19 protein-coding genes are annotated in these 19,412 nt (G+C 72.3%); 13 read left to right on the top strand and 6 right to left on the bottom strand.

Going from position 1 to position 19,412, the window contains the following annotated elements; genetic code table 11:
* Nucleotides 1-19: 19 nt before the first annotated feature.
* Both COUCH_RS31745 and COUCH_RS31740 read right to left on the bottom strand, forming a co-directional pair.
* Entirely contained in the window at nt 20-1,138 is a 1,119-nt protein-coding gene (locus COUCH_RS31745) for a neprosin family prolyl endopeptidase (RefSeq protein WP_249608875.1), read from the bottom strand.
* 209 nt (nt 1,139-1,347) lie between these two features.
* On the bottom strand, nt 1,348-2,358 hold the full coding sequence (locus tag COUCH_RS31740) for an ABC transporter substrate-binding protein (protein WP_249608874.1): 1,011 nt from the start codon (nt 2,356-2,358) through the stop codon (nt 1,348-1,350).
* 111 nt (nt 2,359-2,469) lie between these two features.
* Between COUCH_RS31740 and panD the strand changes: the two genes are divergently transcribed.
* From panD to COUCH_RS31725, 3 genes are all read left to right on the top strand, one after another.
* Nucleotides 2,470-2,910, top strand: coding sequence for an aspartate 1-decarboxylase (panD, locus tag COUCH_RS31735; protein ID WP_249608873.1), 441 nt, complete (start codon nt 2,470-2,472; stop codon nt 2,908-2,910).
* Nucleotides 2,911-2,934: 24 nt separating this feature from the next.
* Entirely contained in the window at nt 2,935-3,273 is a 339-nt protein-coding gene (locus COUCH_RS31730; RefSeq protein WP_249613866.1) for a hypothetical protein, read from the top strand.
* Between the two features lie 117 nt (nt 3,274-3,390).
* Nucleotides 3,391-4,266, top strand: coding sequence for a helix-turn-helix domain-containing protein (locus tag COUCH_RS31725; RefSeq protein WP_249613865.1), 876 nt, complete (start codon nt 3,391-3,393; stop codon nt 4,264-4,266).
* 4 nt (nt 4,267-4,270) lie between these two features.
* Here the strand turns inward: COUCH_RS31725 and COUCH_RS31720 are convergent, their stop codons facing one another.
* Nucleotides 4,271-5,221, bottom strand: coding sequence for a methionyl-tRNA formyltransferase (locus COUCH_RS31720; protein ID WP_249608872.1), 951 nt, complete (start codon nt 5,219-5,221; stop codon nt 4,271-4,273).
* A gap of 103 nt (nt 5,222-5,324) precedes the next feature.
* Between COUCH_RS31720 and COUCH_RS31715 the strand changes: the two genes are divergently transcribed.
* Together COUCH_RS31715 and COUCH_RS31710 are read left to right on the top strand one after the other, a co-directional pair.
* Nucleotides 5,325-6,629 (top strand): lysine N(6)-hydroxylase/L-ornithine N(5)-oxygenase family protein, encoded by a 1,305-nt coding sequence (locus tag COUCH_RS31715; RefSeq protein ID WP_249608871.1) that lies wholly within the window; start codon nt 5,325-5,327, stop codon nt 6,627-6,629.
* A gap of 175 nt (nt 6,630-6,804) precedes the next feature.
* Nucleotides 6,805-7,266: a hypothetical protein gene (locus tag COUCH_RS31710; RefSeq protein ID WP_249608870.1), complete on the top strand. Its 462-nt coding sequence runs from the start codon at nt 6,805-6,807 to the stop codon at nt 7,264-7,266.
* 44 nt (nt 7,267-7,310) lie between these two features.
* Here the strand turns inward: COUCH_RS31710 and COUCH_RS31705 are convergent, their stop codons facing one another.
* Together COUCH_RS31705 and COUCH_RS31700 are read right to left on the bottom strand one after the other, a co-directional pair.
* Entirely contained in the window at nt 7,311-9,701 is a 2,391-nt protein-coding gene (locus COUCH_RS31705) for a beta-glucosidase family protein (protein ID WP_249608869.1), read from the bottom strand.
* Nucleotides 9,702-9,734: 33 nt separating this feature from the next.
* Nucleotides 9,735-10,496, bottom strand: coding sequence for an SDR family NAD(P)-dependent oxidoreductase (locus tag COUCH_RS31700; protein ID WP_249608868.1), 762 nt, complete (start codon nt 10,494-10,496; stop codon nt 9,735-9,737).
* Between the two features lie 32 nt (nt 10,497-10,528).
* Here COUCH_RS31700 and COUCH_RS31695 point away from each other — a divergent pair, with 32 nt between their 5' ends.
* The 8 genes from COUCH_RS31695 (at nt 10,529) to COUCH_RS31660 (ending at nt 18,584) form a co-directional block, all read left to right on the top strand.
* Complete coding sequence (locus tag COUCH_RS31695) at nt 10,529-11,905, top strand: serine hydrolase domain-containing protein (RefSeq protein WP_249613864.1); 1,377 nt, start codon at nt 10,529-10,531, stop codon at nt 11,903-11,905.
* Between the two features lie 257 nt (nt 11,906-12,162).
* Nucleotides 12,163-13,221, top strand: a complete 1,059-nt coding sequence (locus COUCH_RS31690) for a PhoH family protein (protein WP_249608867.1) — start codon at nt 12,163-12,165, stop codon at nt 13,219-13,221.
* A gap of 433 nt (nt 13,222-13,654) precedes the next feature.
* A complete protein-coding gene (gene ybeY, locus COUCH_RS31685; RefSeq protein ID WP_199513980.1) occupies nt 13,655-14,125 on the top strand; it encodes an rRNA maturation RNase YbeY in 471 nt (156 codons plus the stop codon).
* 125 nt (nt 14,126-14,250) lie between these two features.
* Nucleotides 14,251-15,570, top strand: coding sequence for a hemolysin family protein (locus COUCH_RS31680; protein WP_249613863.1), 1,320 nt, complete (start codon nt 14,251-14,253; stop codon nt 15,568-15,570).
* Complete coding sequence (locus tag COUCH_RS31675) at nt 15,563-15,922, top strand: cytidine deaminase (protein WP_249608866.1); 360 nt, start codon at nt 15,563-15,565, stop codon at nt 15,920-15,922. The genes COUCH_RS31680 and COUCH_RS31675 overlap by 8 nt, the downstream gene beginning before the upstream one ends.
* A gap of 317 nt (nt 15,923-16,239) precedes the next feature.
* The gene (gene era, locus COUCH_RS31670) at nt 16,240-17,160 is read left to right on the top strand and encodes a GTPase Era (RefSeq protein ID WP_249608865.1); all 921 of its coding nucleotides are present in this window, start codon (nt 16,240-16,242) and stop codon (nt 17,158-17,160) included.
* 93 nt (nt 17,161-17,253) lie between these two features.
* Nucleotides 17,254-18,324, top strand: coding sequence for an acyltransferase family protein (locus COUCH_RS31665; RefSeq protein ID WP_249608864.1), 1,071 nt, complete (start codon nt 17,254-17,256; stop codon nt 18,322-18,324).
* Nucleotides 18,325-18,428: 104 nt separating this feature from the next.
* Nucleotides 18,429-18,584: a hypothetical protein gene (locus tag COUCH_RS31660; protein WP_249608863.1), complete on the top strand. Its 156-nt coding sequence runs from the start codon at nt 18,429-18,431 to the stop codon at nt 18,582-18,584.
* Here COUCH_RS31660 and COUCH_RS31655 read toward each other — a convergent pair.
* Nucleotides 18,571-19,362, bottom strand: a complete 792-nt coding sequence (locus tag COUCH_RS31655) for a DUF4097 family beta strand repeat-containing protein (RefSeq protein WP_249608862.1) — start codon at nt 19,360-19,362, stop codon at nt 18,571-18,573. The two genes, COUCH_RS31660 and COUCH_RS31655, sit on opposite strands and share 14 nt — an antisense overlap.
* Between the last annotated feature and the right edge of the window lie 50 nt (nt 19,363-19,412).

The following is a 19,412-nucleotide window of genomic DNA, read 5'->3' as shown; positions in this document are numbered from 1 at the left end:
TGTCGTGAACGTCCGCCGGTCAGCAGCCGCCGGGGCCGCCGTACCGGAAGTTGCGCTGTCCCTCACTCTCCGCCCTGGCGGAGGTGTAGTACGTGGCGTTCGTGTCGTCGATCAGGTCGACCTTCGCCGGAACCTGGCTGTTGGTCAGCGAGATCGTGCCGAACGTCAGGGCCGTCTTGCTGGTGCCGAGCTGGCCGTTGCCCATGTCGGTGCACGGCTTGGTGTTGAGGGCGGCCACCTCGCCGAAGAACTGCACCATCCCGGACTGGGTGTAGCGACCGTCCCACAGGCTGTCGTCGAAGTAACCGAGCCACTCGGAGTCGTACGCGACCCACCACACGCCGTCGAAGTGCTGGATGCCGAAGCGCTTGGTCGTGCCCGTCGGCAGTGTGTCACCCGGCTTGACGTTGTCGCTCTTGGACGTGAAACCGCACTTGTTGTAGCAGGTGCGGGTCTTGTCCTTCCAGTAGTAGACGAACAGGTGCGGGTCGTCGTCCTTGTTCAGCTTGCGGTCGATCGTCCAGCCGACCTCGATGATCTGGTTGCTGTCCGCGGACTGCACCGAGATCTCGGCGAGCGTGTGCGCGTCGTTCGCGCTCAGCCACGGCTTGCGGATGTCCAGGTTCGCCCAGGCGCCGTCGGAGGTCTCGATCTGCCGGGCGCCCGAGTAGAAGTAGTTCCAGTCCGTGGCGGCCGCGGCCTTCGTGGTCGGAGTGCCGGCGGCGGTGACCTCCGCGGGCGCCGGGGCGGCCGTCTTCACCCCGGAGATGCGCTCGCGCTTGAGTGAACCGGAGGGACCGGTGCGGCCCTTGGGCCCGTACCCGGCGACGGTGGTGTGCGATGCGTTCTCCGGCGCGGCGTCCGCGCCGGCCGCGGCCACTTCGGCGCTGTCCGCGCCGACGGGCGCTTGCTTGGCGGGGGAGGGTGCCTCACCCCACGGCAGCAGGGGCGGCGGGCTCGGCTCGTCCGCCCGGGCCGGCGTGCTCGGGTCGTCGGCGTCCACGGCTGACGCGGCGGCGGGCGCGCTCGGGTCCGGGCTCTCGGCGGCGTCCGCGCCGAGCGTCCACACGACTCCCATCGAGCCGACCACTGCGGCGGCCAGGCCGGCCGCCAGCAGACCACGGTGAGCTTTCGACACGTGTCCGTCCTCGTTCGTCGGGCGCTCGGGAGGGGGAGCTCCCGGCGCCGGCTGTCGCAGGCGCCGCCGACCATACAACGCGCTCGATGGCGCTGGCTGCGGCCGAGTGACCAGGGATTCCAGCCGAACGGCCGAGGTCGATGCGCCGACCTGAGGTTTGCGCTTCATATGTGCCGATTCCGGTCGCCGGCCCGTTTACCCGTACGGGGTCAGGCGACCTCGGACAGGTCCGTGACCGCCGTCGCCGGGTCGCCGTCGGTCGCGTTGCGCAGCTGCGGCACGAGCACGTCCAGGGCGTAGAGCAACGCGTTCGGCCCGCTGTACGCCAGCGCCCCGCCCAGTGGCGTGGAGAAGGACGTGTACAGGGTGCGGTCCTCCTTGACGACCTTGAGGCGGGCGAACGCCGGTGAGGCCGCCATGTCCTTCTTGGTCGCTCCGTTGACGAACAGCACGTCCCGGTCGAGCAGGTCGAGGCGCTCCTCGCTGACCTCTTCCGACTCCGACTGCGCCGTGAAGCCGAGCGCGTCGAACAGCGCCCGGCGCGGGTCCTTGGCCGGGATCAGCCAGTGCTGGCCCTTCTCGGGACCGAAATCGACCACGAGCGTTTTGCCGGCGAACTGCGGGTTGGCCCGCTTCGCCTCGTCGATCCTCGCGTCGACCTTCGCCACCAGCGCCTCGGCCTCGGCGGTCTTGCCGAGCGCCTTGCCGACCGTACGGGTCTGCACGTCCCAGGGCGTCTGCTCGTCGGCGTACGCGGAGGACTGGATGACCGTCGGTGCGATCTGCGAGAGCTTCTCGTACGTCTCCTTCGAGATCGTCTCGTAGATCGCGAGGATGAGGTCCGGCTGCTGTTCGATGATCGCCTCGAAGTTGAGCTCCGCGGAGAAGGTGCTCAGCTGCTTGCCGCCGAGCGCGGACCGCACCCACGGGTACGTCGGGTACTCGGTGAACCACTCCCGGGTGCTGACCGGTACGACGCCCAGCGCGAGCACCGGGTCCTGGTCGTTCCAGCCGACGGTGACGACCCGCTCGGGCTGCTTCTCGATGGTGGTCGAGCCGAACTTGTGCTCGATGCTCACGGGGAAGGCGGCGGACCCGGAGGCGGTGGGTGCGGCTGCGGTGTCCTCATCGGACGCGCACGCGGTGGCGGTGGCGGCGGCGAGCAGACCGGCGGCGACGACGGTGAGGACCCGTCGCCGGCCGTGGACGCGGGAAGTCATGAGGTCTCCAGGGGGTCGGTGATCCGGTGGCCGAGCCGTCAGATTAGGTTAGGCTAACTTTGCTTCATCGCCGGGGGTACCGCCCCGGCCCGATCCGTAAGGACCGCAGACATGCAGCGCACCCTGCTCGGTGGCAAGATCCACCGCGCCACCGTGACCCAGGCGGACCTGCACTACGTCGGCTCCATCACGATCGACCGGACCCTCATGGACGCCGCCGACCTGGTCGAGGGCGAACAGGTGCACGTGGTCGACATCGACAACGGGGCCCGGCTGGTGACGTACGTGATCGAGGGCCCCGCCGGCTCCGGCGTGATCGGCATCAACGGCGCCGCCGCCCGGCTCGTCTCGGTCGGCGACCTGATCATCATCATGTCGTTCCGGCAGGTCGACGAGGCGGAGCGGGCCGCGTACCGGCCGCGGGTCGCGCACGTCGACGAGCGCAACGAGCTCGTCGAGATCGGCTCCGACCCGTCCGAGCCGGTGCCCGGCGCCACCGGCCAGATCGCCGGCAAGGCCCTGGCGCTCAGCCCGTCCGCAGCGGAAAACTGAGGAAAGAACAGAAAGATGGGCGCGCTGACCGTCTGCCGTGACTGCTGCTGCGGCAGCGCGGAGAAGCACCCTGGGGTCGATCACGACGCGCAGCTCGCCGCCATCCGCGGCGCGGTGGGGGAGCGGCATCGGGTACGCGTCAGCGAATGCCTGCGCGTGTGCGAACGGTCCAATGTGGTCGTCGTCCACCCGGCGCCCGACGCCCGCCGGCGCGGCGCCCGCGTCGTCCACCTCGGCGACGTCCTGGACGACCGGCTCGTCGGCGCGGTGGCGGACTGGCTCGACGCGGGCGGCCCCGGGCTGGCCCGGGTCCCGGCCTTGCTCACCGACCGAATCTTCGATCCGGCAGAATACGCGGACTGACAGCGGTTCAGGTCTATGCTTTGCCCGCGACGATCGAGGACTTCGCAGCCGACACGTTAGGACGCCCACGTGAGCACGCCGTTGTCGTCCGCCCGCCGTAACCAGAGGAGCCTGCCGGTGAGCGCCCCGGAGCAGAACGGCGGGCCGACGGTCCGCCGGCTGCAGCTGGGCGCCCGGCTGCGCAGCCTCCGCCTGGCCGCGGGCATCACCCGCGACAAGGCGGGCTACGAGATCCGCGGCTCCGAGTCGAAGATCAGCCGGATGGAGCTGGGCCGGGTCGCGTTCAAGGAGCGCGACGTCACCGACCTGCTCAAGCTGTACGGCGTCAGCGACCCCCGCGAGCACGAGCGGCTGCTCGCGCTGGCCCGGGAGGCCAACTCGCCCGGCTGGTGGCACTCGTACGGCGACGTGCTGACGACCTGGTTCCAGAACTACCTCGACCTCGAGCAGGCCGCCGAGCTGATCCGCACGTACGAGATCCAGTTCGTGCCCGGGCTGCTGCAGACCGACGCGTACGCGCGGGCCGTCATCATGCTGGGCCACGGCACCGCCTCGGCCGACGAGATCGACCGCCGTGCCGACCTGCGGATGGCCCGCAAGCAGCTCCTGGCCCGCGAGGATCCGCCGCGGCTGTGGGCGGTGATCGACGAGGCGGTGCTGCGCCGCCCGATCGGCGGCAAGCAGGTGCTGCGCGAGCAGATCGAACACCTCATCGAGGCCTGCCGGCACCGCTACATCCGCCTGCAGGTCATCCCGTTCCGCTCCGGCGGGCACGCGGCGGCCGGCGGCGCCTTCACGATCCTGCGCTTCCCGCACCAGAACTTGCCGGACGTGGTCTACATCGAGCACCTGACCAGCGGGCTGTACCTGGACAAGCGCGAGGACGTGGACCACTACGCGGCGGCGATGGGCCGGCTGTTCATCGAGGCCGAGCCGCCGGACCGCACGCCGGACCTGCTGCGCGAGGCCCTGCGCGCCCTCGACGACGACTGACGGGTCAGCGGGGGAAGCTCGTCAGGTAGCCGCCCATCGTCGTGAAGTAGTCGGGGGCCGCCAGCTCGGTGCCGTCGTCGGTGCGTACCTCTTCGATGAGCAGAGCCCTGCTGCGGCCGCGCCGGGCGTCCGCTCCCGCGACTACCGCCACGCCGTCGCCCTCGCGGTAGAAGATGCGGCCCGGGGTGCCGCCGTACACGGCCGCCGACACGCCCGCCCGGACGATCTCGAGGCGGCGGCCCTTGTGGAAGCAGAACGCCTGCGGATAGGGCGCGGACTGGGCCCGGACGAGGCGGGACAGCTCCTCGGCCGTCCAGGTCCAGTCGATGCGGATGTCCTCCTCCGAGCGCTTGTGGAAGAAGCTGGCCCGGGAGCGGTCCTGCGGGGTGAAGTCGCGGCGGCCGGTGGCGATCTCGGCGAGCCCGTCCACGGTGATCGGGCCGAAGAGAGCGAGCGTGCGGTGGAACAGGTCCGTCGCCGTGTCCGTGGGGCCGACCGGGATCGCGCGCTGCAGCACGATCGGGCCCGCGTCGAGGGTCTCGTCCATCAGGTGCGCGGTCACGCCGACCTCCCTCTCGTCGTTGAGAAGGGCCCAGATCAGGGGCGAGAAGCCCGCGTACGCCGGCAGCAGCGCGTCGTGCACGTTGAGCGTCCCGAAGGCGGGCAGGCCGAAGACGCGCGGCGGGATCCAGGTGCGCCAGTTGGTGGCGACGATGACGTCAGGGGCGGCCTGTTTGAGAGCGTCGTACAGCTCGTCGTCGTCCGGCCGGTCGCGGACGAGCACCGGGACGCCGGCGGACGCCGCGAGCTCCTCGACCGAATCGGACCAGACCTTCTCGTACGCCCCTTCGCCGCGCGGGTGGGTGACCACCATGACGACCTCGTGTTCCGACTCCAGCAGTGCCTGCAGGGTGCGGTGTCCCCACGTCTGGAAACCGAACATGACGACTCGCATGGATTCTTCTCCCTCAAGCAGGCTCTGCGGACCGCGCCGTTGCTTAGGTTAGGCTAACCAACACCTCGGGGTCAGGTCGGCCCCGCCGCCGGAGGGGACGGTCATGTCTGAGCCTGAACTCGATGTCGTGGGAATCGGCTTCGGCCCGTCGAACCTCGCCATGGCCATCGCCGTGACCGAGCACAACGACGGCGCCGGGCCGGGTGGCGGCGTCACCGCCCGCTTCCTCGAACGGCAGCCCGCGTTCGGCTGGCACCGGGGGATGCTCCTGGACGACGCCACCATGCAGGTGTCGTTCCTCAAGGACCTGGTGACGCTGCGGAACCCCACGAGCGAGTTCAGCTTCCTGCGGTACCTGCACAGCCGCGGCCGGCTCGTGGACTTCATCAACCACAAGAACCTGTTCCCGCTGCGGGTGGAGTTCCACGACTACTTCGCCTGGGCCGCCGAGCAGGTCGCCGGCCAGGTCACGTACGACGCCGAGGTGCTGTCGGTGACCCCGGTCGAGGACGCGGCCGGCGACGTCACCGCGGTCGACGTGCTCGCCCGCCGGGCCGGCCGGCTCGTCACCCACCGGGCCCGCAACCTCGTCGTCGGCACCGGGCTGCGGCCGCGGCTGCCCGAGGGGATCACCGCGTCGCCGCGGATCTGGCACACCAGCGACCTGCTGCACAACCTTCCCGGCATCCGCGACGCACGGCCGCGCCGCTTCGTCGTGGTCGGCGCCGGGCAGAGCGCGGCCGAGGCCGTCGCCACGCTGCACGGCGAGTTCCCCGAGGCCGAGGTGTACGCCGTGTTCTCCCGTTACGGCTACTCGCCGGCCGACGACAGCGCGTTCGCCAACCGGATCTTCGACCCGGACGCCGTCGACGAGTTCTACCGCGCGCCGGAGAGCGTCAAGCAGCTGCTGATGGAGTACCACGGGAACACCAACTACTCCGTGGTGGACATCGACCTCATCAACGACCTGTACCGGCGGGCGTACCAGGAGAAGGTCCTGGGCCGGGAACGCCTGCGGATGCTGAACGTCTCCCGGCTCACCCAGGTCACCGACGGGCCGACCGGCGTGACCGCCACCGTCCGGTCGCTGCTCACCGGGGAGGTCACGACGCTGGACGCCGACGTCCTCGTGTGCGCGACCGGATACCACCAGGCCGACCCGTACGCGGTCCTCGGCGGCATCGCGGGTCTCTGCCTGCGCGACGAGCAGGGCCGGCCGAAGGTCGGGCGGGACTACCGCGCCGCCACCGACCCGCGTCTGCGGGTCGGCGTCTACCTCCAGGGCGGTACGGAACACAGCCACGGCATCACGTCGGCGCTGCTGTCGAACACGGCCGTCCGGGTCGGCGAGATCCTCGAGTCGGTGCTCGCCCGGCGCGCCGCCCCGGCCTCCCTCGTGCCGGCCTGACCCCGCGCCTGCCCGGGTTCTCCCGGAAAAATCTTGGGGGGTCGGTTAGCACTGTTTTCCAATGTCGACTCATCCGTTCGGCCAGTTCGGTGCTTGATCGTTGTCCTGATTCGGTACGCGGAGGAAACTTCGTCCGCGCGTTGATCCCTCCCCCTCGACGCCCTAGGACGTGTTCATGACTCAGCCCCGCCATCCCGCCGCCGAACACACCCGCAAGCGAAGTCCGCTGCCGTGGGTGCTCCTCGCCGTCTTCCTCGTCGCCCTCGGGGTCGTCCTGGTCCCCAAGCTGATCGGGGGCGGGGACGAGAGCCCGGCCCCCGTCGCCGCCTCCGAGGCGGACCCGCTGCTCACCGCGGCCGACAAGTGCGACCCCGCCAAGGAGGGCCTCAAGCTCTCCGACAAGAACCGCAAGCTGACCGTCAACGGCGCCGGTGACAAGTTCCCGGTCGGCCTCAGCGACGCGGCCATGACCTGTGTGTTCGACACGCTCGGCGTCCCCGGCGCGCTCAGCTCCCGGATGACCTCCACGGTCGGCGCCGACGGCCAGCTCGAGGGCGAGTGGCCGGGCTACACGGTGGTCTGGACCAACGACAGCGCCAAGGGCCTCGACCTCGTCGTCACCCGCGACGAAAGCTGAGGCGGTCAGCCCCCGTCGCACCCGCGACGAGGGCTGACGCCTTTCTACAGCTCCAGCGAGGCGGTCAGGCGCGGATCGTCGAGGGCGTGCGCGGCGGTGAGCGCGTACGCCCCCGGGATCGTCCGCCAGCCGCCGTCCCACACCTGCCACGTGCGCTCCGGCAGCGGGATGCGTACCGTCACCGTCTCGCCCGGGTGCGCCTCGACCGGTGCGAAGCCCGCGAGCCAGCGGGCCGGGCGCTGCGGGGACACCCCGTCGGCGCCGATGCCCTCCGGCGTGACGCCCGCCGGGCCCGCGTACACCTGCACCACCTCGCGACCCGCCCGCGCGCCGGTGTTCGTCAGCGACACGACCGCCTCGGTGGGCGACACCTCGAGCGTCTCGTACCGCCAGGTGGTGTAGCCGAGGCCGTGGCCGAAGGCGTACAGCGGCGGCGTGCCCGCGCGGTCCCAGGCCCGGTATCCGATGAAGACGCCCTCGTCGTACTCGACGACGCCGTCGCGGGGCGTCACGTGCAGGATCGGGCAGTCCTGCTCGCGGCGCGGCCACGTGGTGGGCAGGCGCCCGCCCGGCTCCGCGACGCCCAGCAGCACGTCGGCCAGCGCCGCCCCGGCCTCCTGGCCGGGGAACCAGGTCAGCAGCACCGCCGCCACGTCGTCGGCCCACGGCAGCAGCACCGGCGAGCCCGCGTTGACCACCACGATCGTGCGGGGGTTGGCCGCGGCGACGCGGACCACCAGCTCGTCCTGGTTGCCCGGCAGCTCCAGCGACGTCCGGTCGAAGCCCTCCGACTCCACCTGCTCGGTGGTGCCGACCACGACGATCGCCACGTCGGACTCGCGGGCCAGCTCCACCGCCTCGGCGAGCAGGCTGTCGGCCGAGACGCCGGGGGCCTGGTGGCCCAGCGTCGCGGAGACCGTGTGCGCCATCCCCGGCTTGATGGTCTGCCGCAGCGTCACCTCCACGGGTACGCCCGCAGCCAGCGTCACGCCCGCGCGCTGCTCCTTCGGCGACAGCAGCAGGTCGGCCCGTCCGGTGCCCGGCGGGTGCAGCGTGCCGGAGTAGAGCGACTCCTCGCCCACGATCAGCTCGAAGGTGCCGAAGCCGGAGACCGCGAAGGTGTGCTCGCCGTCCTGCTGGGGGGTGAACGTGGTGCGCAGTTCCAGCCCGGTGACCGTCTCCGGGGCGATACCGCCCGGCAGATCGCCGATCCAGCGCACGGCCGCGAGCGGCACGGTGAACGCGTGGTCCGCGCCGAGCAGCGTCACCGCCGTCTCCTGCGGCAGCGCCGGCAGGAACGGCCGCGGGTCCGCGCCCACCGCGTGGGCCACGTCGACGCCGGGCAGCGCGCGGGTGAGCCCCTCGAGGGGTGAGATCACGTGCGGCGGCGTCACCTGGGCGCTGCCGCCGCCGAGCACCCGCGCGTCGGTCGCCAGCGCGCCGATCACCGCGATCCTGTTGAGCGCCGCCGGCTCCAGCGGGAGCGCGAAGTGCTCGTTGCGCGCCAGCACGAAGGACCGGGCCGCGACCTCGTGCGCCACGGCGCTCCCGTCCAGGTCCGCGGGGGGAGACGACACCGCCCCGGGTACGCCGTCCAGCACGCCGACGCGAGCCGCCAGCCGCAGCACCCGGCGTACCTTGTCATCGATCAGCTCTTCCGGCACCTCGCCGGCGCGCACCGCCGCGACCAGCTTCTCGCCCCAGGGGTTCTCCATCGCCGGCATGGCGATGTCGAGGCCGCCCAGGGCCGCGCCGACGGTGTCGCGGGCGGCACGCCAGTCCGAGACCACGATGCCGTCGAAACCCCACTCGTCCTTCAGCACGTCGGACTGCAACCGGCCGTTCGAGGCCATCGGCAGGCCGTTCACCCCGTTGTACGCGCTCATCAGGCCCCAGCCGCCGGCGGCGACGACGCGCTCGAACGGCGCCAGGTAGATCTCACGCAGCGCGCGCTCGCCGATGCGGACGTCGACGGTCATCCGGTCGGTCTCGAAGTCGTTGCCCACCAAATGCTTGACCGTCGTGCCGACGCCGTGCGCCTGCACCCCCTCGACGAAACCGACCGCGATCTCACCGCTGAGCAGCGGGTCCTCGGAGTAGCACTCGAAATGCCGGCCGCCCAGCGGGGTGCGCTGCAGGTTGACGGTCGGGCCGAGCAGCACGTGCACGTCCTTGCGGCGCGACTCCTGGCCGAGCAGGCTGCCGGCCGTCCGGGCCAGCGCGGGATCCCAGGTGGCGGCGAGCGCGGTGGGACTGGGCAGCGCGATGGACGGGTCCTCGGGTGCCCACCCGGTGCCGCGCACGCCGATCGGGCCGTCGGACATCACCAGCGAGCGCAGGCCGATGCGGGGGATCGCGGGCAGCGACCAGAAATCCTGGCCGCCGAGCAGCGACACCTTTTCCTCCAGCGTCAGCTGCTTGATCAGATCGTCCATGGAAGCGCTCCCATCCGTCGGCTGCAGATGATCTTACGTACGCAGGTATGAGGCGCCGTTCAGGTCGATGATCGAGCCGGACGCCCACTCGGCCTCCGGCGACGCCAGCCAGTGCACCGCGCTCGCGATCTCCTCCGGCCGCGCGACCCGGCCGAACGGGCTCTGCGCCCGGATCTCCGCCCCGCGCTCCGCCTTCAGGTGCTCGTTCGTCATGTCCGTCTCGACGAAGCCCGGCGCCACGTTCGCCACCGCGATCCCGTACGGCGCCAGCGCCACCGCGAGCGACTGCGCCATCGAGTTCAGCGCCGCCTTGCTCGCGCCGTACGCGGGCTGCTCCGGCTCACCGCGGAACGCCCCGCGCGAGGACACGTTGACGATCCGCCCGCCGCGCTCGCGCATGTGCTGAGCCGCCGCCCACGCCGCGTTCGCCGCCCCGAACAGATTCACGTCGAACGTCCGGCGCCACATCGCCTGCCAGTCGTCGTACGCCGTGCCGAACACCGGGTGCGGCGGGTTCGCCCGGCCGAACGCGCCGGCGTTGTTCACCAGCACGTCCAGGCCGCCCAGCCCGGCCGCCGCGTCGTCGACCATGTCCCGTACGGCATCCGGGTCGGCCAGATCGGCCCGGACCACGACGTGCCCGTCACCGGGCAGCGCGGCCGCCAACTGCTCCGCCAGCGCGGCGGAGTCGCGGTGGTGCACCGCCACCCGGTCGCCACCCGCCGCGAACCTCTGGGCGATCGCCCGTCCGATACCGCGCGAGGAACCGGTCACCAGGATCGCCCGACGTGTCATACGGCCACTCTAGGATCACCGTCGTGGACTCCCTGACGAACGCCCTGCGGCGCCTCGAGCACGCCGTCCGCAAGGTTCAGGCCGACGCCCGCGTGCCCGCGCTCTCCGTCGCCCTGCACCGCGCCGACCGCGAGCTGTGGACCTGCACCGCCGGCGACTCCGGCAACCCGGCCCACCCGCTGGACGCGGACAGCCGCTTCCGCATCGGCTCGGTCACCAAGACCTTCACCGCCGTGCTCGTCCTCCAGGCCCGCGACGACGGCCTCCTCGACCTCGACGACCCGGTCTCCGCCCACCTCGAGGTCCCCGCCCACGGCACCGCCACGATCCGCAGCCTGCTGTCGCACACCGCCGGCTACCAGCGTGAACCCCACGGCGACGTCTGGGACGTCCTCGTCGCACCCGACGACCGGCAACTGCTCGACGACCTCGCCCGCGCGGAACGCGTTCTGCCCGCCAACCGCCGCTTCCACTACTCCAACCTCGGCGTCGCGGTCCTCGGCCAGCTGGTCGCCCGCCTCCGCGGTGGCACCTGGGCTTCCGTGCTGGCCGAACGCATCCTCGAGCCGCTCGGCCTCACCGCCACCACCGTCGAGCCCACCGCCCGCGCGGCGGTCGGCTACCTCGTCGACGCCTACTCCGACGCCGCCCGCCCCGAGCCGCAACTCGACATGGGCGGCGCCGCCCCGGCCGCGCAGATCTGGAGCACCGCCGCCGACATGGCCCGCTGGGCGGCGTTCCTGGCGAGCCCCGAGCTCATCGACCCCGGCGCGAAGGTGCTGGCCCCGGCCACCCTCGAGGAGATGCGCTGGCCGCGTACGACCACCGACGAGACGCTCTGGTCCGCGGGCTTCGGCCTCGGCCTCATCCTCGTGCCCCAGGCCGGCCGTGTCCTGCACGTCGGCCACGACGGCGCCATGCCCGGCTTCCTCGCCGGCGTGTACGGCCGCCGCGGCGGCGACGGCAACCCCGGCGCCCTCGGCGCGGCGGTCCTCGCCTCCTCCGGCACGGCCACCGAGATCAACGCCCTCGTCCACGACCTGCTCGCCCTCGCCACCGAGGCCGACCCGGCCGAGATCCGCCCCTGGTCACCGGGCCCGCCCGCGCCCCCGCACTACCGCTCGATCCTCGGCCCCTGGTGGAGCGAGGGCTTCCAGCACACCTTCAGCTGGCACGCCGGCACCCTCCAGTCCCGCGCCGCCGACGCCCCGGCCGACCGGGCGCCGTCGGTGTTCCGGCCCCTTGCGGACCAGCCGGACGTGCTCCGGACGGTCTCCGGCCGCGAAGCGGGAGAGCTGCTCCGCCTGACGCGGGACGAAGAGGGACGCGTCGTGCGGATGCACTGGGCGACGTACCGGTTCACCCGGCAGCAGGAGACGTTCGACGGGGTGCCGGTCTCGCAGGGCTGAGCGGCCGGCTGCCGCTTGTGCCCGGCTCATCGCCCGGCCGCAGGCTTTTCCGCCGCTCGTCGCCGGCGCTTCGACTGCCGGTCGCCGGCGCCGGGAAACGGTCGGCCGGAGCGCTCCGGGACGCCGCCGAAACGGGCCGGAATCGCCTCGGCGGCGGGGGCCCCGAGCGGATACGATGGCACGATCCTTAGGCGCACCGCCGACCCATGGCGGGGATGAGAAAGAGAGCAGGTGGCGTAGGCCGTACGGCCGCCCCTATGACCGGCACCGACCACAGCAGCGCTGCCGCTCGGGTGCAGACCAGGATCGAGGTCTCCGACCCCAAGATCATGGTGAACCTGCTCGGCACCAAGGACGAGATCCTGCGGCTCGTCGAGCGCACCCTCACCAGCGACGTGCACGTCCGCGGGAACGAGATCACCGTCACCGGCGCACCGGCCGACAACGCCACCGCGGAGCGGCTGTTCTCCGAGCTCATCGAGCTCATCGAGAAGGGCGAGACGCTCACCGTCGACGCGGTGCGGCGTACCGTCGCCATGCTGGAGCAGAACACCGCCGAGCGGCCCGCCGAGGTGCTCACCCTCAACATCCTGTCCCGGCGGGGGCGCACGATCCGGCCCAAGACGCTCGGGCAGAAGCGCTACGTCGACGCCATCGACGAGAACACGATCGTCTTCGGCATCGGCCCCGCCGGCACCGGCAAGACGTACCTCGCCATGGCCAAGGCCGTGCAGGCGCTCCAGGCGAAGCAGATCAACCGGATCATCCTCACCCGCCCGGCCGTCGAGGCGGGCGAGCGGCTCGGCTTCCTGCCGGGCACGCTCAACGAGAAGATCGACCCGTACCTGCGGCCGCTCTACGACGCGCTGCACGACATGCTCGACCCCGAGAGCATCCCGCGGCTCATGCAGGCGGGCACGATCGAGGTCGCGCCGCTGGCCTACATGCGCGGAAGGACCTTGAATGACGCGTTCATCATTCTGGATGAGGCGCAGAACACGACGCCCGAGCAGATGAAGATGTTCCTGACCCGGCTCGGCTTCGGCGCCAAGATCGTGGTGACCGGCGACGTCACCCAGGTCGACCTGCCCGGCGGCACGTCGAGCGGCCTGCGCGTGGTCCGGGAAATCCTGCAGGGCGTCGAGGACGTGCACTTCGCCGAGCTCTCCAGCTCCGACGTGGTGCGCCACCGGCTCGTCGCGGAGATCGTCGACGCGTACGCCCGCTACGACGCCGAACAGGAACAGGACCAGGGGCAGCAGTCCGTACGCGCCGTGCAGGGCCACGCCGCCGGCAACGCCCGCCGCCGGCGCTGACCGCCACCCACGACGGCCCGGCGGTCACGCCGGGCCGGCCGGGTGGTCGCCCCGCGTCGGAGCGTGGAGGACGGGGTGGCCGTGCCTGGCCGGGGGCGGTTGCTCACGACGGGTGGCCGCGCCCTGGCCGGGCGGTCGCTCAGGGCACGATGGCCGCGCCCGGGCCGGGTGGTTGCTCAGGCCGCGACGGCCGCGCCTCGGCGGGCGGCCGGTCGTTCCGCGCGGGGTTGCCGTGCCGGATCGAGGGGCCACCGGCAGCCGCCCGGCGGGGTGGCCGGGCCGGACCGGGTGGGCGCGCTGACGGGCGGCGGGCCGGAGCGGGATACTGAGGGGGCCGGCCCGGAGTCACAGGGCGTGGCATCAGCAACGGCGGCCGTCATCACCGGCGGGCGCTGACCGAGCATCACACCGAGACCAGGGGTAACGCACCACAATGTCCATCGAGATCGCCAACGAGTCGGGAGTCGAGGTCGACACCGACGCGATTCTCGCGGTGGCCCGGCACGCGCTCGAGGAGATGGGGGTCAACCCTCTCGCCGAGCTGTCCATCCTGCTGGTCGACATCGACTACATGACCGAGCTCAACCACCGCTGGATGGGCAGTGACGGCCCGACCGACGTCCTCGCCTTCCCGATGGACGAGGGCAGCGTCGATCACGGGCCCGGCGAGGCCGGCACCGGCGAGCCCGCCCTGCTGGGCGACATCGTGCTCGCCCCCGAGGTGGCCGCCAAGCAGGCCGTCGCCGCCGGCCATTCCGCCGCGGACGAGCTGCATCTGCTCACCGTGCACGGGGTGCTGCACCTGCTCGGGTACGACCACGCCGAGCCGGACGAGGAGCGGGAGATGTTCGCGTTGCAGGCCCGGCTGCTGCAGAGCTGGCGCTCCGGGCGGCGGACCGGCTGACCGCCATGGACCCGTCCACCCTGATCGCAGCGGCCGCCCAGCTCCCGAGCGCCGGAGCCGCGGGCGGATTTCATCCCGCGACGCTCGCCGCGGGCGCTGTCGGCGCGGCGGCCGACCTTCCGGACATTCAGCTCATCGTGTACGCGGTGGTGCTGGTGTTCCTGGCCGGACTGGCCTCGATGACCGACGCCGCGCTGGCGACGGTCTCCCCGGCTCGGGCCGCGGAGATGGAGCGGGAGGGGCAGCGGGGCGCCGCCGCGCTGGCCGCGGTCGCCGGTGACGTCGTCCGGCACCTCAACCTGCTCCTGCTGCTGCGGCTCATCTGCGAGCTGACCGCGACCACGCTGGTGGCGCTCGTCGCCGTGGACAGCTGGGGCGCCGGGTGGCGGGCGGCCCTCGTGACCGCAGCGGCCATGACGCTGGTCAGCTTCGTCGTGGTCGGGGTGGGCCCGCGCACGGTGGGGCGGCAGCACGCGTACGCGGTCGGTAAGGCCACCGCGCCGCTCGTGCGGTGGATCGGGCGGGTGCTGAACCCGCTGGCGTCCCTGCTGATCCTCATCGGTAACGCCGTCACGCCCGGTAAGGGGTTCCCGGAGGGCCCGTTCGGCAGCCAGGTGGAGCTGCGGGAGCTGGTGGACCTGGCCGAGCAGCGCGGTGTGGTGGAGCACGGCGAGCGCGAGATGATCCATTCCGTGTTCGCGCTGGGTGACACCATCGCGCGCGAGGTGATGGTGCCGCGGACCGAGATGGTCTGGATCGAGGGGCCCAAGACGCTGCAGCAGGCGCTGTTCCTGTTCCTGCGCTCCGGCTTCTCGCGGATCCCGGTGATCGGGGAGAGTGTCGACGACGTGCTCGGCGTGCTGTACCTGAAGGACGTCGTCCGGCGCACCCAGAGCGGCGACCCGGCCGCCTCGGCCGAGCCGGTCGCCGACCTGATGCGGCCGGCCACGTTCGTGCCCGAGTCGAAGCCGGTCGACGACCTGCTGTCGGAGATGCAGGCGGCCCGCACCCACCTGGTCATCGTGGTCGACGAGTACGGCGGCACGGCCGGCCTGGTCACCATCGAGGACATCCTCGAGGAGATCGTCGGCGAGATCACCGACGAGTACGACGTGGAACGCCCGCCGGTCGATCACCTGGAGGACGGGGCCGTACGCGTCACCGCCCGCCTGCCGATCGAGGACCTGGGCGACATCTTCGGCGTGGAGCTGCCCGCCGACGAGGTGGAGACGGTCGGCGGCCTGCTCGCGCAGACGCTGGGCCGGGTGCCGATCCCCGGCGCGACCGTGGACGTCGGCGGCCTGCACCTGATCGCCGAGGGCACCACCGGCCGCCGCAACCGCATCGACTCGGTGCTGGTGCGCCGGGCCGAACCCCCGTCGGAGGAGTCCGGCGACGACGAGAACGCCCCCGAGACCGAGGAAAGACAGCACGCCGATGCCTGAACAGAACAGCACCGCCGCCGAGCTCAGCGCCGAGGACGCCAAGCTGGTCACCCTGGCCCGCGGGGCGCGCGCCCGGGTGGGCGCGGCCGAGGGAGCTTCGGTACGCGACCAGGACGGCCGGACCTACGCGGCGGCGACGGTGGCGCTGCCCAGCCTGCAGCTGACGGCCCTGCAGCTCGCGGTGGCGTCGGCGGTGGCGGCGGGCGCGACGAAGCTCGAGGCCGCCGCGGTGGCCACGCAGGCCGCGGAGCTGGACGAGGCGGGCCGGGCGGCGGTACGTGATCTGGCGACGGACGCGCCGATCCACGTGGTGGCCCCGGACGGCACCCACGTGGGCACGGTGACGCAGTGACGGACGCGGGCGGGTCCGGACGAGGCGGCGCCGGTGGCGGGAAGGGCGCGAGCGAGCGCGGTGGGAGCGCGGGCCGCGGTGAGCCGGGAGGCGAGCGGCGGCTGACGCCGGGGGAGCGGAACGCGCAGCGACGGCAGGAGCGTCAGCAGGCCAAGCGTCAGCAGGGGGCCGAGCCGGGCGTGAGCAAGCGCAGCGGTCCCGCCCCGGACGGAAAACCGGATCGGAAACCTCGTCATCGCGGCGGTGCGGGGAAAGCCGCCGTGAGCCCGGGGCCACGGGCTTCCGGTTCTGCGGGGGGCGCGCGTACCGAGAAAAAGGTGCACACGCACAAGGCCGCCGGCCGGGCGACCGGCTCGGACGACGCCTACCGTGCCGGCTTTGCGTGCTTTGTCGGGCGGCCGAATGCCGGCAAGTCGACGCTGACGAACGCGATCGTCGGGCAGAAGATCGCGATCACCTCGAACAAGCCGCAGACCACCCGGCACGTGATCCGCGGCGTGCTGCACCGCGACAACGCCCAGCTCGTGCTCGTCGACACGCCGGGGCTGCACCGGCCGCGGACGCTGCTCGGGGAGCGGCTCAACGACCTCGTGCGGGAGACGTGGAGCGAGGTCGACGTCATCGGCGTGTGCTTCCCGGCGGACGAGCCGGTGGGTGCCGGGGACCGGTTCATCTCGACCGAGATCGCCGCGCTGAAGGCGACTGTGATCGCCGTGGTCACCAAGGTGGACCTGGTGGATCCGGCCACGCTCGCGGAGCGGCTGCTGGCCGTCAGCAAGCTGTACGACTTCGCCGACATCGTGCCGGTCAGCGCCGTCTCCGGGCATCAGGTGGAGACGCTGGTCGACGTGATCACGAAGCATCTCCCGGAGTCGCCGCCGCTGTACCCGGACGACGTGCTGACCGAGGAGCCGGAGCAGGTGCTCATCGGGGAGCTGATCCGGGAGGCCGCGCTCGAGGGCGTCCGGGACGAGCTGCCGCACTCGATCGCCGTGCTGGTCGAGGAGATGTTCGTCGAGGGCGGCCTGACGAAGATCTACGCCAACGTGTACGTGGAGCGCGACAGCCAGAAGTCGATCGTGATCGGCACCCGGGGCGCACGGCTCAAGGACGTCGGCATCCGGGCGCGGGCCGAGATCGAGGCGTTGCTGGGCCGGAAGGTGTACCTCGACCTGCACGTCCGCGTGGCGAAGGAGTGGCAGCGGGATCCGAAGCAGCTGCGCCGTCTCGGGTTCTGAAGATAGTTCGATTTATCCATATCTGTGGGCATAGTCACGTAGGCCCGGTTTCACGTTGCCGGACAGCGGCCTGTTTCGATAGGCGTTGTCGCCATGCGAAACCGGTACCTCGACCTGCTGCGCGCCGTCGCGACCGTCCGGGTGGTCGTCTACCACGCCACCGGCTGGGCCGCCCTCACGGTCGTGTTCCCGGCGATGTCGGTGATGTTCGCGCTGGCCGGCTCGCTGATGGCGGCGTCGATCGACCGGTCCGGCCCGCTCGCGGTGGAGCGCCGGCTGCGCCGCCTGCTGCCGTCGCTGTGGGTGCTCGCGCTGGTCGCGGTGCCGTCCATGCTGCTCACCGGCCTGGCCTGGGACTGGAAGGTGCTGTACTGGGCGTTCCCGCTGCAGGACCCGCCGGCCAACGGCTGGGGCTCGATGGCGCTGAGCGCGACCTGGTACCTGCGTGACTTCCTGTGGTTCGTGCTGCTGTCGCCGCTGGTCCTGCCGCTGTTCCGGCGAATGCCCCGGACCGTGCTCGCGGTGCCCTACGCGGCGCTGGCGATCATCACGCTGACCGGGCCGGCCGTGCATCCGATCCTGCGGGACGCGGCCCTCTACGGCGGCGCGTGGCTGCTCGGCTTCGCGCACCACGACGGCATGCTGAGCCGGCTGAGCCGGCGGACCCTCGTCGCCGCTGCCGGGTTCCTCGCCGCGGCCGGTGCGGCCTGGATCGTCACCCATCCCGGGCCCCGGGGGTACGACCTCAACGACATCCCGCTCGGCAACGCGCTGTGGTCGGCGGCGTTCGTGCTCGTCGTGCTGGGCTGCGCTCCCGTCGCCACCGCGGCGCGCCGGGGCCGGCTGCTCACCGTCCTCAACGCCCGCGCCCTCACGATCTACCTCTGGCACGTACCGGTGATCGTCGCGGTCACGAAGCTGGGAGAGGCGCACGGGCTGCCCACCCGCGGCTGGGTCGGCATCAGCTGGCGGCTCACCGTGGTCGTCGCCCTGGTCGCGCTCGCGGTGCTGCTCGTCGGGTGGGTCGAGGACGTCGCCGCCGACCGTCCGCCGCGGCTGATCCCCGGGCGCCCGCCGCGCAGCGCGCCGGTGTCACCCGCCGTACCGCGGACGGCCGCCGCAGCGGCCAACGTCCGATCGGTGGCCGAAACGCTGCGCACATGACCGCGGCCGCCTCGCCGCGGGCAGGTCGTCTCCGGGATCGGCATGCTGCTGGGCGCGGACGGCGGCGGATACCGGGCCCAGGTCGCCGGGCTGGGAGCGCCGCCGTGCTCGTGCTGATGGCGGTGCTCGCCGCGGCGCTGGTGGCGGCCGCCTCGACCGCCGGTGGGCTGGTGACGCCGTGGCTGCGGTCGCGGGGCTGTCCCGCCTCGAGCGGCCGCGCCGCGGACACCGCCGTGGAGCCGGCCGCTACGACGTCGTGACCGAGATGTTGCCGCTGCTGGCCCGCAGGTCCAGCACGTTCGTCGCGGCGGGGCTCGTGGTCACGTCGCTCTCGAAGTCTCCCGAGCCGGTCCGGTGCAGGATGCGGTAGCTCCCGTCCGGCACCGCCAGATCGATGTTGCCGCTGGTCGCGCGGGCCGTCACCGAGGCCGGCTGGGCCAGCCGCAGGTCGAGGTTGCCGGAGCTGGCCTCGGCCTTGATCGCGCCCCCGCCGGTCAGGTCGGTGGCCTCGATGTCGCCGGAGGTGACGTTGAGGGTCACGGGACCCGCCAGGGCACCGGCGGTGATGGTGCCCGAGGTGGCCTTCGCGGTGGCCGGGCCGGTGACGCCCTGCAGGGTGATGTCGCCGGACGTCACCGTCACGTCGGCCGACGCGACGCCGGTCAGGCTCAGGCTGCCGGAGTGCACGCCGCCGCGCACGGCCACCCCGGTGGGCGCCTCGATCTCGTACGAGGCCCGGCAGTCATGGCCGCAGCTCGTGTCGATGGCCAGCGTGGTGCCGGTGAGCCGGTACGAGACGTCCGGGTCGTCGCCGTTGCTGCGGACCACCCGCCGGATGCGCGTCTCGTCGATCGCCGCGGCCGTCACGGTCACGTCGCCGCTGTTGCCGCTCACCACGATCTCGGTGACCTTGACCTTCTCGGTGTCGTCGTAGGTCAGCCGGGCGCCGATCCCGCCCCCGCACCCGGTGAGGGCGGTCGCCGCGGCGGCGGTGACGACGGTGAGGGCTCCGGCGCGCAGGACCAGTCTCGTGCTCATGCACCAGACGCTATGAGCCCGGGTACGCCGGGCGCCATCGGTCCTGTCAC

Source organism: Couchioplanes caeruleus (assembly GCF_023499255.1).
GTDB lineage: Bacteria > Actinomycetota > Actinomycetes > Mycobacteriales > Micromonosporaceae > Actinoplanes > Actinoplanes caeruleus_A.
Note: the sequence above shows the minus strand (reverse complement) of the source record. Positions and strands in the feature narration are given on the sequence as shown.

What these genes read in the sequence shown, in the direction of transcription:
- COUCH_RS31740 (WP_249608874.1), bottom strand. Translation starts at nt 2,358, where the DNA reads ATGACTTCCCGCGTCCACGGCCGGCGACGGGTCCTCACCGTCGTCGCC.
- panD (WP_249608873.1), top strand. Translation starts at nt 2,470, where the DNA reads ATGCAGCGCACCCTGCTCGGTGGCAAGATCCACCGCGCCACCGTGACC.
- COUCH_RS31720 (WP_249608872.1), bottom strand. Translation starts at nt 5,221, where the DNA reads ATGCGAGTCGTCATGTTCGGTTTCCAGACGTGGGGACACCGCACCCTG.
- COUCH_RS31715 (WP_249608871.1), top strand. Translation starts at nt 5,325, where the DNA reads ATGTCTGAGCCTGAACTCGATGTCGTGGGAATCGGCTTCGGCCCGTCG.
- COUCH_RS31710 (WP_249608870.1), top strand. Translation starts at nt 6,805, where the DNA reads ATGACTCAGCCCCGCCATCCCGCCGCCGAACACACCCGCAAGCGAAGT.
- COUCH_RS31705 (WP_249608869.1), bottom strand. Translation starts at nt 9,701, where the DNA reads ATGGACGATCTGATCAAGCAGCTGACGCTGGAGGAAAAGGTGTCGCTG.
- COUCH_RS31700 (WP_249608868.1), bottom strand. Translation starts at nt 10,496, where the DNA reads ATGACACGTCGGGCGATCCTGGTGACCGGTTCCTCGCGCGGTATCGGA.
- COUCH_RS31690 (WP_249608867.1), top strand. Translation starts at nt 12,163, where the DNA reads ATGACCGGCACCGACCACAGCAGCGCTGCCGCTCGGGTGCAGACCAGG.
- ybeY (WP_199513980.1), top strand. Translation starts at nt 13,655, where the DNA reads ATGTCCATCGAGATCGCCAACGAGTCGGGAGTCGAGGTCGACACCGAC.
- COUCH_RS31675 (WP_249608866.1), top strand. Translation starts at nt 15,563, where the DNA reads ATGCCTGAACAGAACAGCACCGCCGCCGAGCTCAGCGCCGAGGACGCC.
- COUCH_RS31665 (WP_249608864.1), top strand. Translation starts at nt 17,254, where the DNA reads ATGCGAAACCGGTACCTCGACCTGCTGCGCGCCGTCGCGACCGTCCGG.
- COUCH_RS31655 (WP_249608862.1), bottom strand. Translation starts at nt 19,362, where the DNA reads ATGAGCACGAGACTGGTCCTGCGCGCCGGAGCCCTCACCGTCGTCACC.